This is a genomic window from Micromonospora sp. CA-248212, from assembly GCF_050948405.1.
In the GTDB taxonomy this organism is placed as follows: Bacteria; Actinomycetota; Actinomycetes; order Mycobacteriales; family Micromonosporaceae; genus Micromonospora.
This window is the reverse complement of sequence record NZ_CP192023.1, coordinates 6,664,715-6,677,557: the sequence shown is the minus strand read 5'-3', so window position 1 is coordinate 6,677,557 and position 12,843 is coordinate 6,664,715. Positions and strand designations below refer to the sequence as shown.

Annotated in this window: 16 protein-coding genes; 8 read left to right on the top strand and 8 right to left on the bottom strand. The window is 71.0% G+C overall.

Features of this window, described 5'->3' with window-relative positions; translation table 11 throughout:
- Positions 1-132: 132 nt before the first annotated feature.
- On the top strand, positions 133-900 hold the full coding sequence (locus ACQP03_RS31405; protein ID WP_355050833.1) for a phosphoglyceromutase: 768 nt from the start codon (positions 133-135) through the stop codon (positions 898-900).
- Between the two features lie 59 nt (positions 901-959).
- Here the strand turns inward: ACQP03_RS31405 and phoU are convergent, their stop codons facing one another.
- A complete protein-coding gene (phoU, locus tag ACQP03_RS31400) occupies positions 960-1,613 on the bottom strand; it encodes a phosphate signaling complex protein PhoU (RefSeq protein ID WP_355050832.1) in 654 nt (217 codons plus the stop codon).
- A gap of 203 nt (positions 1,614-1,816) precedes the next feature.
- On the opposite strand from phoU, the gene ACQP03_RS31395 reads away from it, so the two are divergent.
- Together ACQP03_RS31395 and ACQP03_RS31390 are read left to right on the top strand one after the other, a co-directional pair.
- Positions 1,817-3,097, top strand: coding sequence for a sensor histidine kinase (locus ACQP03_RS31395; protein ID WP_357392834.1), 1,281 nt, complete (start codon positions 1,817-1,819; stop codon positions 3,095-3,097).
- 23 nt (positions 3,098-3,120) lie between these two features.
- The gene (locus ACQP03_RS31390; RefSeq protein ID WP_039906992.1) at positions 3,121-3,804 is read left to right on the top strand and encodes a response regulator transcription factor; all 684 of its coding nucleotides are present in this window, start codon (positions 3,121-3,123) and stop codon (positions 3,802-3,804) included.
- A gap of 61 nt (positions 3,805-3,865) precedes the next feature.
- Here ACQP03_RS31390 and ACQP03_RS31385 read toward each other — a convergent pair whose 3' ends face one another.
- Entirely contained in the window at positions 3,866-4,519 is a 654-nt protein-coding gene (locus ACQP03_RS31385; RefSeq protein ID WP_357129129.1) for an NADPH-dependent F420 reductase, read from the bottom strand.
- A gap of 607 nt (positions 4,520-5,126) precedes the next feature.
- Here ACQP03_RS31385 and ACQP03_RS31380 point away from each other — a divergent pair.
- A complete protein-coding gene (locus ACQP03_RS31380; RefSeq protein WP_357392835.1) occupies positions 5,127-5,705 on the top strand; it encodes a TetR/AcrR family transcriptional regulator in 579 nt (192 codons plus the stop codon).
- A 10-nt stretch (positions 5,706-5,715) separates the two neighbouring features.
- On the opposite strand, the gene ACQP03_RS31375 is transcribed toward ACQP03_RS31380, so the two are convergent.
- The 3 genes from ACQP03_RS31375 to ACQP03_RS31365 are packed head-to-tail and all read right to left on the bottom strand — an operon-like array spanning position 5,716 to position 7,131.
- Positions 5,716-6,066 (bottom strand): type II toxin-antitoxin system death-on-curing family toxin, encoded by a 351-nt coding sequence (locus tag ACQP03_RS31375; RefSeq protein ID WP_357129134.1) that lies wholly within the window; start codon positions 6,064-6,066, stop codon positions 5,716-5,718.
- 32 nt (positions 6,067-6,098) lie between these two features.
- Positions 6,099-6,299, bottom strand: a complete 201-nt coding sequence (locus ACQP03_RS31370; protein WP_355050827.1) for a hypothetical protein — start codon at positions 6,297-6,299, stop codon at positions 6,099-6,101.
- 34 nt (positions 6,300-6,333) lie between these two features.
- Complete coding sequence (locus ACQP03_RS31365) at positions 6,334-7,131, bottom strand: hypothetical protein (protein WP_357129255.1); 798 nt, start codon at positions 7,129-7,131, stop codon at positions 6,334-6,336.
- Positions 7,132-7,211: 80 nt separating this feature from the next.
- On the opposite strand from ACQP03_RS31365, the gene ACQP03_RS31360 reads away from it, so the two are divergent.
- Entirely contained in the window at positions 7,212-8,156 is a 945-nt protein-coding gene (locus tag ACQP03_RS31360; RefSeq protein WP_357129137.1) for a Ppx/GppA phosphatase family protein, read from the top strand.
- Positions 8,157-8,231: 75 nt separating this feature from the next.
- Positions 8,232-9,038 carry a sugar phosphate isomerase/epimerase family protein gene (locus ACQP03_RS31355; RefSeq protein WP_357129140.1) on the top strand — a complete coding sequence of 269 codons (807 nt, stop codon included), beginning with the start codon at positions 8,232-8,234 and terminating at the stop codon, positions 9,036-9,038.
- A gap of 13 nt (positions 9,039-9,051) precedes the next feature.
- Here ACQP03_RS31355 and ACQP03_RS31350 read toward each other — a convergent pair whose 3' ends face one another.
- From ACQP03_RS31350 to ACQP03_RS31340, 3 genes are read right to left on the bottom strand one after another with little or no spacing between them, the layout of a single operon-like run.
- Positions 9,052-9,639, bottom strand: coding sequence for a CGNR zinc finger domain-containing protein (locus ACQP03_RS31350; RefSeq protein ID WP_357129143.1), 588 nt, complete (start codon positions 9,637-9,639; stop codon positions 9,052-9,054).
- A gap of 18 nt (positions 9,640-9,657) precedes the next feature.
- Positions 9,658-10,824 (bottom strand): glutathionylspermidine synthase family protein, encoded by a 1,167-nt coding sequence (locus ACQP03_RS31345; protein ID WP_357129146.1) that lies wholly within the window; start codon positions 10,822-10,824, stop codon positions 9,658-9,660.
- A gap of 1 nt (position 10,825) precedes the next feature.
- The gene (locus ACQP03_RS31340; RefSeq protein ID WP_357172353.1) at positions 10,826-11,095 is read right to left on the bottom strand and encodes a hypothetical protein; all 270 of its coding nucleotides are present in this window, start codon (positions 11,093-11,095) and stop codon (positions 10,826-10,828) included.
- Positions 11,096-11,253: 158 nt separating this feature from the next.
- On the opposite strand from ACQP03_RS31340, the gene ACQP03_RS31335 reads away from it, so the two are divergent.
- Positions 11,254-12,174: a proline dehydrogenase family protein gene (locus ACQP03_RS31335; protein WP_355050821.1), complete on the top strand. Its 921-nt coding sequence runs from the start codon at positions 11,254-11,256 to the stop codon at positions 12,172-12,174.
- Between the two features lie 68 nt (positions 12,175-12,242).
- Positions 12,243-12,818 (top strand): TetR/AcrR family transcriptional regulator, encoded by a 576-nt coding sequence (locus ACQP03_RS31330; protein WP_357129152.1) that lies wholly within the window; start codon positions 12,243-12,245, stop codon positions 12,816-12,818.
- Positions 12,819-12,843: the final 25 nt, after the last annotated feature.

Genomic DNA, 12,843 nt, shown 5'->3' with positions numbered 1-12,843 from the left:
ATGACCGATCTGACTGCCGTGCCTTACCAACCCTAGTGCCGGCCGGAATCGCAGGTCACCCGCTTTTTCACGTGGTGGTCGTCACGACGGGTGCCCGCGTGTCCGCAACCGGGTTGAGGCAGGATGATCCGCATGACTGCGAGCGAGGGGCCCACCGTCGGGACGCTGGTCCTGTTGCGGCACGGCGAGAGTGACTGGAACGCCAAGAACCTCTTCACCGGCTGGGTGGACGTCGACCTGACCGAGAAGGGCGAGGGCGAGGCACGGCGGGGCGGCGAGCTGCTGCGCGAGCACAGCCTGCTGCCGGACGTCGTGCACACCAGCGTTATGCGCCGGGCTATCCGCACCGCCGAGCTGGCGCTCAACGCCGCCGACCGGAACTGGATCGCCGTGCGCCGGTCCTGGCGGCTCAACGAGCGCCACTACGGCGCCCTACAGGGCAAGAACAAGAAGCAGACCCTTGACGAGTACGGCGAGGAGCAGTTCATGCTCTGGCGCCGGTCGTACGACACCCCGCCGCCGCCCATCGCGGACGACGACGAGTGGTCGCAGGTGGGTGACCCGCGGTACGCGCTGCTGCCGACCGAGCTGATGCCGCGTACCGAGTGCCTCAAGGACGTCGTCGAGCGGATGCTTCCGTACTGGTACGACTCGATCGTGCCCGACATCCTGGCCGGCCGTACGGTGCTGGTGGCCGCGCACGGCAACTCGCTGCGCGCCCTGGTGAAGCACCTCGACCAGATCTCCGACGAGGCGATCGCCAAGCTCAACATCCCGACCGGTATCCCGCTGCGCTACGACCTCGACCCGCAGCTGCGCCCGCTCACCCTGGGCGGCACCTACCTCGACCCGACGGCAGCGAAGGAAGCCGCCGCCGCGGTCGCCAACCAGGGCCGCTAAGTGCAAGGAAGGGCCCCTTGTTATGCAAAAAGCGATAACAAGGGGCCCTTCCTTGCACTTCAGCTGGCGGTGGTTGTGTTCTCGCCGGTGATCAGGTAGATCACGTGCTCGCCGGCGTTCACCGCGTGGTCGGCGAAGCGCTCGTAGAACCGGCCCAGCAGGGTGGCGTCGATCGCGGTCTCCACCCCGTACGGCCAGTCGTCGCCGAGCAGCACCGCGAACAGGCTCTTGTGCAGCTCGTCCATGGCGTCGTCGTCGCGGTCCAACTCGGCGGCGAGGTCGACGTCGGGCTTAGCCAGCACGGAACCGATCTTCGCGGCCATCCGGTCGGCGATGTCGGACATCTCGGTGAAGACCGTCCGCAGCTCGGCCGGAACAGCCGGGGAGGGGTGCCGGCGCAGCGCGGTCTTCGCCACGTGCTCGGCGAGGTCACCCATCCGCTCCAGATCGGCCGCCACGTGCAGCGCGGTGATCATTGCCCGGAGGTCGGAGGCGACCGGCGCCTGCCGGGCGAGCAGGTCACACACCCGCTCCTCGACGTGCCGGTAGAGGTCGTCGATCTCGGCGTCCCGCTCGATGACCGTCTCGGCGGCCTGCCGGTCGGCCGTGAGCAGGGCCCGGGTGGCCTGGCGCATGGCGGCGCGGATGCCCTCCGCCATGTCCACCAGCAGTTGGCTGACGATCTGAAGGTCGGCCCGGAACTCGTCGCGCATCATCACGTCCTGTGGTCGGTCGCCGCCGACGGGTGCCGGCGCAGGGGTTGAGCAGGTGCGACGCCAACGGTAGGGGGCGTTGACGGACCCCGGATGAACCAGGGTGAACGACGCCAGACGTGGGGGTGAACACTTTCGGAAGTGAGGGTGATTCGTCCCGTTCTGTGTGGTAGCCAGGTTAACAATGACCCTACGATCGCCGGGTGGAGTGGGCAGTGGCGGTCGTGGTGGCCGTGGCGTTGGCGGCCGGAGTGGTCGTCGGTGTCCTGCTGCCCCGGTTCCTGCCGGCGCGCGGCGGCTCCACGTCGACGGGTAGCGCGAGCTCCCGCTGGAGCACAGGGAGGCCCGCGATAGCCGACTCGCAGCAGGCCGGGCTCGGCCGTCGGACGATCGACTCGCTCCGCGCCGGTGTCGTGGTACTGGACGACGACGACGTCCCCGTCCTGATCAACCCGGCCGCCCGCGCCATGGGGCTCCTACGGACCGGCAGCACACCGGGTTCGATCGCCGCGCACCCGTTGATCCGTACCCTCGCGGGTCAGGTGCGGCGCACCGGCGTGCGGCGCGAGATCGAGCTGGATCTGCCCCGAGGCCGCGACAGCGCGGGGGAGAACCCGCTGGGCGTGCACCTGCGGGCCATGGGTCTCGGAAACGGCTTCATCGCCGTCGAGGCTGTCGACGTGACCGAGTCACACCGGCTGACCCGGGTCCGGCGCGACTTCGTGGCGAACGTCAGCCACGAGCTGAAGACCCCGATCGGGGCGCTGCAACTGCTCGCCGAGGCGCTGCTGGACGCCACCGAGCCGGCCGACGCCACGGCGCCCGACCTCTCCGAGGACCTGGTCGCCGCCCGCCGGTTCGCCGAACGGATCCAGCACGAGTCGACCCGGCTGGGCCGGCTGGTGCAGGAGTTGCTGGAGCTGACCCGGCTCCAGGGCGCCGAGCCGCAGCCGCCGCCGGAGCCGGTCGCGCTCGACTGGGTGATCGCCGAGGTGGTCGACCGCACCCGGACCACGGCTGCCGCGCGGGGCGTCGAGGTGGCGGTCGACGGTGCGCGTGGCCTCACCGCCTACGGCAGCGACAGCCAGCTCGCCACGGCCGTGGCGAACCTGGTCGAGAACGCCATCAACTACTCCGGCGAGGACACCACCGTGCGGGTCACCCTCCGCGGTGACGACGAGCGTGTCGAGATCGCGGTCGCCGACCAGGGCATCGGCATCGCCCCGACGGACGTGGACCGGATCTTCGAGCGGTTCTACCGGGCCGACCAGGCCCGCTCACGTGCCACCGGTGGCACCGGGCTCGGCCTGGCCATCGTGAAACACATCGCGAGCAACCATGGCGGTCGGGTGGAGGTGTCGAGCACTCTTGGCGGTGGGTCGACGTTCACCCTCCGGTTGCCCGCCAGCCCACCGGACGATCTCCTGGCGACACTGCCGCCGGCTGGGATCGAGGCCGGTCCGGCCGAGCTACGGCAGGTCTGACAGCAATGGAAAGGAAATCCCCCTTGAGCCGCGTTCTGGTGGTCGAGGACGAGGAGTCGTTCTCCGACGCCCTGTCGTACATGCTCCGTAAGGAGGGCTTTGAGGTTTCGGTCGCCGCGACCGGAACCGACGCCCTCACCGAGTTCGACCGAACCGGCGCCGACATCGTGCTGCTCGACCTGATGTTGCCCGAGATGTCGGGGACCGAGGTGTGCCGGCAGCTTCGGCAGCGCTCGGCCGTGCCGATCATCATGGTCACCGCGCGGGACAGCGAGATCGACAAGGTGGTCGGCCTGGAGATCGGCGCCGACGACTACGTCACCAAGCCGTACTCCCCTCGGGAGTTGGTCGCCCGCATCCGGGCGGTGCTGCGGCGGCAGAGCCCGGAGGTCGCCGAGGCGGGCGCTCCGACGCTGGCCGCCGGCCCGGTGCGGATGGACATCGAGCGGCACGTCGTGACGGTCGAGGGCGGTGCCGTGCAGCTGCCGCTCAAGGAGTTCGAGTTGCTGGAACTGCTGCTCCGCAACGCGGGCCGGGTGTTGACCCGGGGCCAGCTCATCGACCGGGTGTGGGGCGCCGACTACGTCGGTGACACCAAGACGCTGGACGTGCACGTGAAGCGGCTGCGCTCCAAGATCGAGCCAGAGCCGTCGGCGCCGCGTTTCATCGTCACCGTGCGGGGTCTGGGCTACAAGTTCGAGCCGTGATCGGCCGATCCGAAGGGGGTCCGCGCCCGGCGTGGACCCCCTTCGGGCTGTCGGCGTCCGCTCAGCGGACGACCTTGACGTTGAAGATGGCGGTGTCGAGCCGGCCGTAGAGCCGCAGCCAGAGTGGCATCAGCATCTCGGTGCCCCGGGCCGTGGAGAGGTCACCGAGGTCGATGACGTCGGTGTGCCCGAAGCTGACGAGCAGGTCGGTGACGATGCGCTTCGCCTCCGCGTCGTCGCCGGAGACGAAGACGCTGTGGTCGCCGTCGGCGAGCTGGCGCGGACGCACCATCAGCTCCGCGGTGAGCGTGTTGAGCGACTTGACGACCTTGGCCTGCGGGAACTCCCGCTGGATCCGTTCGGCCAGGGAGTCGGTGTCATTGACCGTCAGAACGGGCGGGAAACCCGCGCTGAAGTCGAGCGGGTTGGCGATGTCGAGCAGGACCTTGCCGGCCAGGTTCGCCGCGCCGGCCGCGGTTAGTGCCGGCAGGGATCCGGTGCCACTGGTGGCGTTGACGACCAGTTCGGCGTCGGCCGCCGCCACGGCCATGGTCTCCAGGCCGACCTCGGGGTGCTCGGCGGCCCAGGCGGCGTAGGCGCCGGCCCGCGTGGCCGCGACGTCCCGGGTGCCGATGGTGACCTGGTGGCCCAGCTCCGCCGTGCGGGCCGCGATGGTCTGTCCCACCGAGCCGGTGCCGAGAACTGCGATGCGCATGTCGATCGATCCTCCACTCGGGCGCGGTGGCCTCGCGCCGACTGTCCGTAGGCTAACAGACAGGTCTGTCTACCGCTGTCCCTCATGGACGCTGGCATCGCGCCCGTCCCTTCCCCCGTGTCGAGTTGCCCCCGGGGATGGGGCTGCGGGGTCCGGGCTGCGGCGCGGCGCCTATCCCTCGCCCCGTGACGAGTTGCCCTGAAGATGTGGCGGCGGGGGGTTGGGCTGCGGTGCGGCGGGGGAGGGGGCAGTTATCCCTCGTGCCGTGTCGAGCTGCCCGAAAAATGGGGCGGCGCGGGTTCGGCGCGGTAGGGCGCTTATCCCTTGTGCCGTGTCGAGCTGCCCCGGATATGGGGCGGCGGTCGAGCGCGCTGCGGCTGAAAAGGTTTCAGCCTCGACGGCTTGGCCTCGACGGCTTGGCCTCGACGGCTCAGCCCCATATCTGGGGCAGCTCGACAGGAGTCGAGGACACCGTCAGCCCCGGCGGCGGACCGACGAGCGGCAGCAGACCGAGCGGCAGCAGACCGAGCGGCAGCAGACGGAGCTGTCTGTAGACCGAGCTGTCTGTAAAATCGTGCCCGTCACCAGCAACGATGAGGGAGTGCCGATGCCCGTGCACCGCACGCCGGCCGGCTCGGCCCGGGACCGGATCCTGGACACCGCGTTCCGGCTGTTCTACGCGCACGGGCCACGCGGCGTCGGGGTCGACACGGTCATCGCCGAGTCGGGCGTGGCCAAGGCGACGCTCTACAAGCACTTCCCGCGCAAGGACGACCTCGTGCTGGCGTACCTGGACCGGGTCGACCAGGCGTGGTTCGGCGCGCTGCGGGCGGCGGCCCGCGAGGCCGGCGACGAGCCGCGCGACCAGCTCGTCGGGATGTTCGACGCCCTCGTCAGTGCCTGTCGTCGGGACGGCTACCACGGTTGCGCCTTCATCAACACGGCCGCCGAGTCACCCGCCGGCGGTCCGGTGCACGCCCGGACGGTGGAGCACAAGACGGTCGTCCGGGCCTGGGTGACCGAGCTGGCCCGCAAGGCCGGGGCGGCCGACTCGGAACTGCTCGCCCGGCAGCTCACCCTGCTGCTCGACGGTGGGCTCGCCGGCGGCGTGCTGGACGGCGATCCGGCGATCGCCGAGGCCGCGAAGCAGACCGCCCGCACACTCGTCGATGCCGCCCTCGACTGACTTCGTGCGCTCAGAACAGTTTGCGCAGGGCGGCGGCGATTTCGGAGACTTCCGTCAGGCGACTCTCCGCCACGCCGATGACGAGGTCGTACGCGACGTCCTGATCGGTCTCGTCGAGCTGGTCGATGCTGACGGTGCGGTTCTGCAACAGGAAGGCGACAGTCACGATCCAGCTAATCCGTTTGTTGCCGTCCACGAACGGGTGGTTGTTCGCCAGTGAGTGCAGCAGCGCTGCCGCTTTGGTCCAGAGATCGGGGTAGGCGTCTTCGCCGAAGACGCTCGTTCTCGGCCGAGCCACCGCCGACTCCACGAGGCCGGCGTCCCTGATCCCCACGCCGAGCTTGCGAGCGATGCCGGCCACATCGGCGAGCGTGGGGTATCGAACCTCTGCCATCACTCGGCCAGGCGCGCGAGCAGGGTGGCGTGTCGTTCGATGATCTCGTCGGCGAGGTCGCCGAACTCCTTGGCGTTCCGTCGCGCCAAGTAGTCGTCGATGGCGGTGACCACGACGGCGTGCATGGATCGGTCCTCCTCGTCCGCGACGAGACGGAGTCGCCGTTCGCGTTCGTCATCCAGCCGGAGGGTCATTGCCATCCGAATATGGTAGCAACAGTGCTACCAAGATCGGCTAGAGATCGTCGGCGGGGTGGGGGGCGACCAGGCCCTGTCGTACCCGGGCCGCGCACAGCTCGGCCAGCCGCTCGTACGCCGCCGCGCCGATCAGCGCGGTCAGCTCCGGGCCGTACGACAGGTACATCGGCTCGGCCCCGACGTGCGCGTCGGTCGACGAGGTGCACCACCAGTCGAGGTCGTGCCCACCGGCGCCCCAGCCCCGCCGGTCGAACTCGGACAGGGTGGAGACCAACACCTTGGTGTTGTCCGGACGCTTCACCCAGTCCTGGTCACGCCGGATGGGGAGCTGCCAGCAGACGTCCGGCTTGTATTCGAGCGGGTGCACCCCGTCGCGCAGCGCCTGGGCGTGCAGCGCGCAACCACCCCCGCCGACGAAGTCGGCGTCGTTGAGGAAGACGCACGGCCCGTCGGCGCCCTGGGTGGCGGTGCGGCGAGCGGGGTTCTTGCCGTCGATCGTGTCCTCGTCGGTCCAGTTCTTGAACCCGCGCTGGAAGTGCTGCCAGGTCGACGGGGTGAGCAGCTTGACGGCGCGGCGGACCCGCTTCTCGTCGTCCGGGTCGGTGAAGAACGCCCCGTGCGAGCAGCAGCCATCGGCGGCCCGGCCGGCGATGATGCCGTGGCAGCCCTGGCCGAAGATGCAGGTCCAGCGGGAGAGCAGCCAGGTCAGGTCGGCCCGGATCAGGTGGGTCTCGTCCGCCGGGTCGGCGAACTCGATCCACTCCCGGGGAAAGTCCAGCGGCACCTCACGGCTGCGCGGGTCCCCCGGGTCGTCCACCAGCACGCGGAGCTCCATCGTCACCCGGACCAGCGTACGCGTGGTGCCGTCCGCGGGCCGACGAGCCGCACGAACGTGTTGCACCTAGGGTCTTCACCATGCGACTGGGTGTCCTCGACGTCGGATCCAACACGGTGCACCTGCTGGTGGTCGACGCGCATCACGGCGCGCACCCCTGGCCGGCCCACTCGGAGAAGGTCGTCCTGCGTCTCGCCGAACAGATCGGTCCGGACGGGGCGTTGACCGAGGTGGGTGCGGACAGCCTGGTCAAGGCGGTCGGCATGGCCAGGGCGGCGGCGACCGGGCTGGAGGCCGACGACCTGATCGCGTTCGCCACCTCCGCGGTCCGCGACGCCACCAACGCGGCCGACGTGCTCGCCCGGGTCCGTGACGAGACCGGCGTACGCCTGGAGGTGCTCTCCGGCGCGGACGAGGCACGGATGACGTTCCTGGCGGTACGGCGCTGGTTCGGCTGGTCGGCGGGGCGTCTGCTGGTGCTCGACATCGGTGGCGGCTCCCTGGAGATCGCTGCCGGAATCGACGAGGACCCGGACGTGGCGGTCTCGCTGCCGCTGGGCGCCGGGCGTCTCACCCGCGAGCAACTGCGGGTCGACCCGGCCAGCACCACGCCGTCGTCCGCCGAGGCCGTCGCCAAGCTACGGGAGTACGTCGACAGCCGGCTGGACAAGGTGGTCGACCAGATGACCGAGGTGGGCTGGGACCGGGTGGCCGCCACCTCGAAGACGTTCCGCACCCTGGCGCGACTGGCCGGCGCGGCACCGTCCGGCGCCGGCCTCTGGGTGCACCGCAGGCTGACCCGTGCCGGCCTGCGGCAGATCATCGGCTTCATCCGGCACATGACGCCCGCGCAGTTGATGGAGTTGGAGGGCGTCGGCGCGGGCCGGGCCCACCAACTGTTGGCGGGCGCGGTGGTCGCCGAGGCGGTGATGCGCCGGCTCGACCTGGATGCCATGGACATCTGCCCGTGGGCCCTGCGCGAGGGGGTCATCCTCCGTCGGCTCGATCAACTCGAACCGATGTGACCGCCCCTGGGCCGCCGACGGGTTTGCCGATGCTCGTCCTGATGACCCCGTGACAGCCGGGCTAGGCTGGCAGGTGTGACGTCCCGAGTCCCCGTGCTCCTGTCCAGCTCGTCGGTCTTCCCCGAGCCGACCGCTGCGGCGTTTCAGCTGGCCGCGGCGCTCGGCTACGACGGCGTCGAGGTGATGGTGTGGACCGACGTCGTCAGCCAGGACGCGGGCGCGTTGCGCGGCCTGTCGGCGCACTACGGCGTTCCGGTGCTCTCGGTGCACGCGCCCTGTCTCCTGGTGACGCAGCGGGTGTGGAGCCCGGACCCGTGGCAGCGGTTGCGCAAGGCCGCCGAGCTGGCCGAGACGCTCGGTGCGCCGACGGTGGTGGTGCACCCGCCGTTCACCTGGCAGCGCGACTACGCGCGCGGGTTCGCCGAGGGGCTGGCCAGAGTCGAGGAGCGGTTCTCCGGGCTCCGCTTCGCCGTGGAGAACATGTACCCGGTGCGCATGGCGGGCCGGCAGTTCGTCCCGTACGTCCCCGGATGGGATCCCACCGACACCGGCTACCCGTCGTACACCCTGGATCTTTCCCACTGCGCGGCCTCGCACAGTGACCCCCTCGCGATGGCCGACCGGATGGGCGCGGGGCTCGCCCACGTGCACCTGGGCGACGGCACCGGCGAGGGCCGTGACGAGCACCTGGTGCCCGGACGCGGCACCCAGCCCTGCGGGGAGCTGCTCTCCTCGCTGGCCGGCCGGGGCTTCACCGGCGCGGTGGCCGTCGAGGTGGCGACCCGGGGCGCGAAGAGCCGCGCGGTGCGCGAGGCGGACCTGCGGACTTCGCTCGAGTTCGCCCGCGAGCACCTCACCGCGCCGTCACCGGTCGACGTCTGACCGGTGGCCCCGGTCAACTGACCGGGGTCAGCGACTCAGCGGTCGAGGTCGGCTGCGGGGCGACCGGCGCCTGCTCGCCGACCGCGGCCCGCTTGCGGGCCCGGTGCGCCGCCACATGCGAGCGGGTGGCGCAGCGCTCAGAGCAGAACCGCCGGCAGCAGTTGGACGACGTGTCCAGGTAGACGTTGCCGCACCGCTCGTCGGCGCAGACCCCGAAGCGGGCGCTGCCGTACTCGCAGAGCCACACCGAGAGCCCCCAGACCGCGCCGGCCAGGTATTCGGCGCTGACCGAGGCACCCCGGCTGGTCACGTGCATGTGCCAGTCACTGGAGTCGTGCCCGGAGATGCGCGGCTGGACCGGGAACGCCTCCAACAGCGCGTTCAGCTCGGTCACCGCCTGGGCGTCGCGCCCCGAGGTGCCGTACTCGAAGACATCGCGCAACCGCTTCTGAGCCCGTCGGAAGATGGCGACGTCCCGGTCGGCGACCTCGTCGCGCATCCAGGCGTTGTCGTCGGGGAACAGGGCCCGCAGGTCGTCGAGGTCGTCCAGGCGGGCGTTGACCAGGTCAACGCCGGTCCGGGCGTACGCGTCGAAGTTCACACCCCAACGGTAGACGACTCACGGGGCGCGTGGCGCGTCGATGTAGTGCGGTAGGAACCGCGCGTAGCCGTCGGTGATCAGACTCGCGCTCTCGCGGACTCCCAACCCGGCCGACTCGCCGTCGACGATCCAGCTACCCAACACCGTCCGGTTGCCGTCGAACTGCGGCAGCGCCCGAAACTCCTGGTAGCACCAGCCCTCGTCGCCGTAGATCCCCGGGTTGGTGATCTCCTCGGCGGCGGTGACGATGCGTACCGAGCCGCCCTCGCGGCCGAGCAGGGGCTTGGCCACGTACTCGGGCATGCCGCGCGGCGAGTCGAGGTACGCCGGAAGCAGGAACTCGTGACCCGGGTACAGCTCCCAGAGGATGGCGAGCAGCGCCTTGTTGGACAGCAGCAGCTTCCAGGCCGGCTCGATCCAGGTGGTCGGGGTGCCCGGGGCCAGCGCCGGCGGCCCGTACGGCTCGGCGAGCATCCACTCCCACGGGTAGAGCTTGAAGCAGGTGGTCACCGGGCGGTCGGCGGCGTCGACGAAGCGCCGGCCGTCCCAGCCGATCTCCTGAATGGGTTGCAGCGCGACGTCCAGGCCGGCCTGCCGGGCGGTCTCGGCGAGGTAGCCGGCGGTCATGTGGTCCTCGCCCGACTCCTCCTCGTTCGACCAGAGCACGTGCACCCGGGGGTCGTGCAGCCCGGCGCCGATCTTGGCCCAGGCGCCGACCAGCCGCTCGTGCAGGCTGTTCCACTGGTCCAGGTCCGGGCGGGTCTGCTCCAGCCAGTACCACTGGACGATGCTCGCCTCGACGAGCGCCGTCGGGGTGTCCGCGTTGTACTCCAGCATCTTCGGCGGCCAGGTGCCGTCGTACGCCAGGTCGAATCGCCCGTAAAGGGTGGGCGGCGCCTCGCGCAGGGACCGGGCCACCGCCTCCGCGGCCCACTCGGGGATGCCGAACTCGGCGTACCGGCGCTGGGCCACCACGTACTCAGCGGCGGCCACCGACATCCGGTGCAGCTCCTCGGTGGCCTCCTCCAGCCGCAGCACCTCGTCCAGGTCGAAGGCGTACGCGGCGGTCTCGTCCCAGTACGACATGATCCCGCCGTCGGGCAGTTCGGTGTCGACGTACACCAGGCCCTGGGCCCGGATGGTGGCGTCCCAGTCGGGCCGGGGCGTCACGGCCTCGCGCCGCACGTCAGCCGCCGCAGGAGGCGAGGTGGGTGCCGAACCCGCCGCGCTCGGGCAGGGCGGCGGTCGTCGGCTCGCCGCCGGTCCGCCCCGCGGTGGGGGCGGACACCCGCATCCCCAGCGCGACCGTGCCACCGCCACCGACCGGCCCGAGGGCGCAGTCGTCATCGTCGTCGTCGGAGGTCATGTTGCAGCCGGAGAGGGCGAGCGCGAGAGCGGTGAGCGCGCCGAGCTGCACGGAGGCCGACCGGAGCCGGCGGTGGGGGCTTTGGTTCACGGCATCGTTGTAGCCGATCGACGCCAGCGCCGCAGCCCCAGGCAAGGAAGGGCACCTTGTTAACGGAATCTGTTGTACAAGGGGCCCTTCCTTACACAAGCGCCGCAGGCGCAGCCGCCGCCGGGCGGGGCTCCTGGCAGGGGCGATACGCTCGGCTCATGCTCCGTTCCGTCATCCTCGCCGCCTCCCGGTCATCCCAGGTCGAGCGGCTCGTCGCGACCGCCCCGTACACCCGGGACGTCGTCCGCCGGTTCGTCGCCGGCGCCGCCACCGACGACGCGTTGCGCGCGACCCGCGGGCTCGTCGACGACGGGCTGGCCGTCACCCTCGACCACCTGGGCGAGGACACCGTCACCCCCGAGCAGGCCACGGCCACCCGGGACGAGTACCTGAAGCTGCTGTCGATGCTCTCCGGGGCCGGGCTCACGCCGGCCGCCGAGGTGAGCGTGAAGCTTTCCGCGCTGGGCCAGATGTTCGACGAACAGTTGGCGTACGACAACGTGCGGGCGATCTGCGCTGCCGCCGACAAGGCGGGCACCACCGTCACGCTGGACATGGAGGACCACACCACCACCGACTCGACGTTGGAGGTGCTGGCGAAGCTGCGCAAGGACTTCCCGTCGACGGGGGCGGTGCTCCAGGCGTACCTGCGGCGGACCGAGTCGGACTGCCGGGAGCTGTCCTCGGCCGGGTCGCGGGTGCGCCTGTGCAAGGGCGCCTACAAGGAGCCGGAGTCGGTGGCCTACCAGTCGGCCCGCGAGGTGGACAAGTCCTACGTCCGCTGCATGAACATCCTGATGTCCGGCGACGGGTACCCGATGCTGGCGACGCACGACCCGCGGATGATCTCGATCGGCGAGGACCGGGCGCGCTGGTTCGACCGGGGGCCGGAGCGCTTCGAGTTCCAGATGCTCTACGGCATCCGTCCCGAGGAGCAGGCCCGGCTGGCCGGCGAGGGCTACACGGTGCGCACGTACGTCCCGTACGGCGACGAGTGGTACGGCTACCTGATGCGTCGGCTCGCCGAGCGCCCGGCGAACCTGGTCTTCTTCGGCCGCGCCCTGATCTCCAAGAAGTAACCGTCGCTTGACGCGCCCGGCTAGCGGAGTTAGCTTTCAGGCTATGACAGCTAGCCGGGTGTGTGTCGGTGCCTAGGGCCGGGCTCAACCAGCAGGCCGTGGTGCGCGAGGCCGCCCGGCTCGCCGACGAGGTCGGCTACGAACAGCTCACCCTCGCCGCGCTCGCCAGCCGACTCGGCGTCGCGCTGCCCAGCCTCTACAAGCACATCCGTGGGGCCGACGCGCTCAACCAGAAGCTCGCCGCGCTCGCCACCGCCGAGCTGGCGACCGAGCTGACCACTGCCGCCGCCGGCCGGGCCGGGGGGGACGCCCTGCGCGCGATGGCCGACGCCTACCGCGCGTACGCCCGCCGGCACCCCGGGCGCTACCCAACCACCCAGCGGGTGCCCGACCCGTCCGACCCGGAGCACGTCGAGGCCGGCGAACGCGCGGTGGGCGCCATCTTCGCGGTGCTGCGCGGCTACGGGCTCACCGGCGACGACGCGGTGGACGCGACCCGCGCCCTGCGCAGCGCCCTGCACGGCTTCATCGCCCTGGAGGCCGCCGGCGGCTTCGGTCTGCCCCGCGAGGTCGACCGGTCGTACCACCAGTTGGTCGCCGGGCTGGACACCGCGTTCCGCTCGTGGCCGGCTCGCGGGGCCTGACCCGACCGATCGGACCGGGTCGGCC

What these genes read in the sequence shown, in the direction of transcription:
- ACQP03_RS31405 (WP_355050833.1), top strand. Translation starts at nt 133, where the DNA reads ATGACTGCGAGCGAGGGGCCCACCGTCGGGACGCTGGTCCTGTTGCGG.
- phoU (WP_355050832.1), bottom strand. Translation starts at nt 1,613, where the DNA reads ATGCGCGACGAGTTCCGGGCCGACCTTCAGATCGTCAGCCAACTGCTG.
- ACQP03_RS31385 (WP_357129129.1), bottom strand. Translation starts at nt 4,519, where the DNA reads ATGCGCATCGCAGTTCTCGGCACCGGCTCGGTGGGACAGACCATCGCG.
- ACQP03_RS31380 (WP_357392835.1), top strand. Translation starts at nt 5,127, where the DNA reads ATGCCCGTGCACCGCACGCCGGCCGGCTCGGCCCGGGACCGGATCCTG.
- ACQP03_RS31370 (WP_355050827.1), bottom strand. Translation starts at nt 6,299, where the DNA reads ATGGCAATGACCCTCCGGCTGGATGACGAACGCGAACGGCGACTCCGT.
- ACQP03_RS31365 (WP_357129255.1), bottom strand. Translation starts at nt 7,131, where the DNA reads ATGGAGCTCCGCGTGCTGGTGGACGACCCGGGGGACCCGCGCAGCCGT.
- ACQP03_RS31360 (WP_357129137.1), top strand. Translation starts at nt 7,212, where the DNA reads ATGCGACTGGGTGTCCTCGACGTCGGATCCAACACGGTGCACCTGCTG.
- ACQP03_RS31335 (WP_355050821.1), top strand. Translation starts at nt 11,254, where the DNA reads ATGCTCCGTTCCGTCATCCTCGCCGCCTCCCGGTCATCCCAGGTCGAG.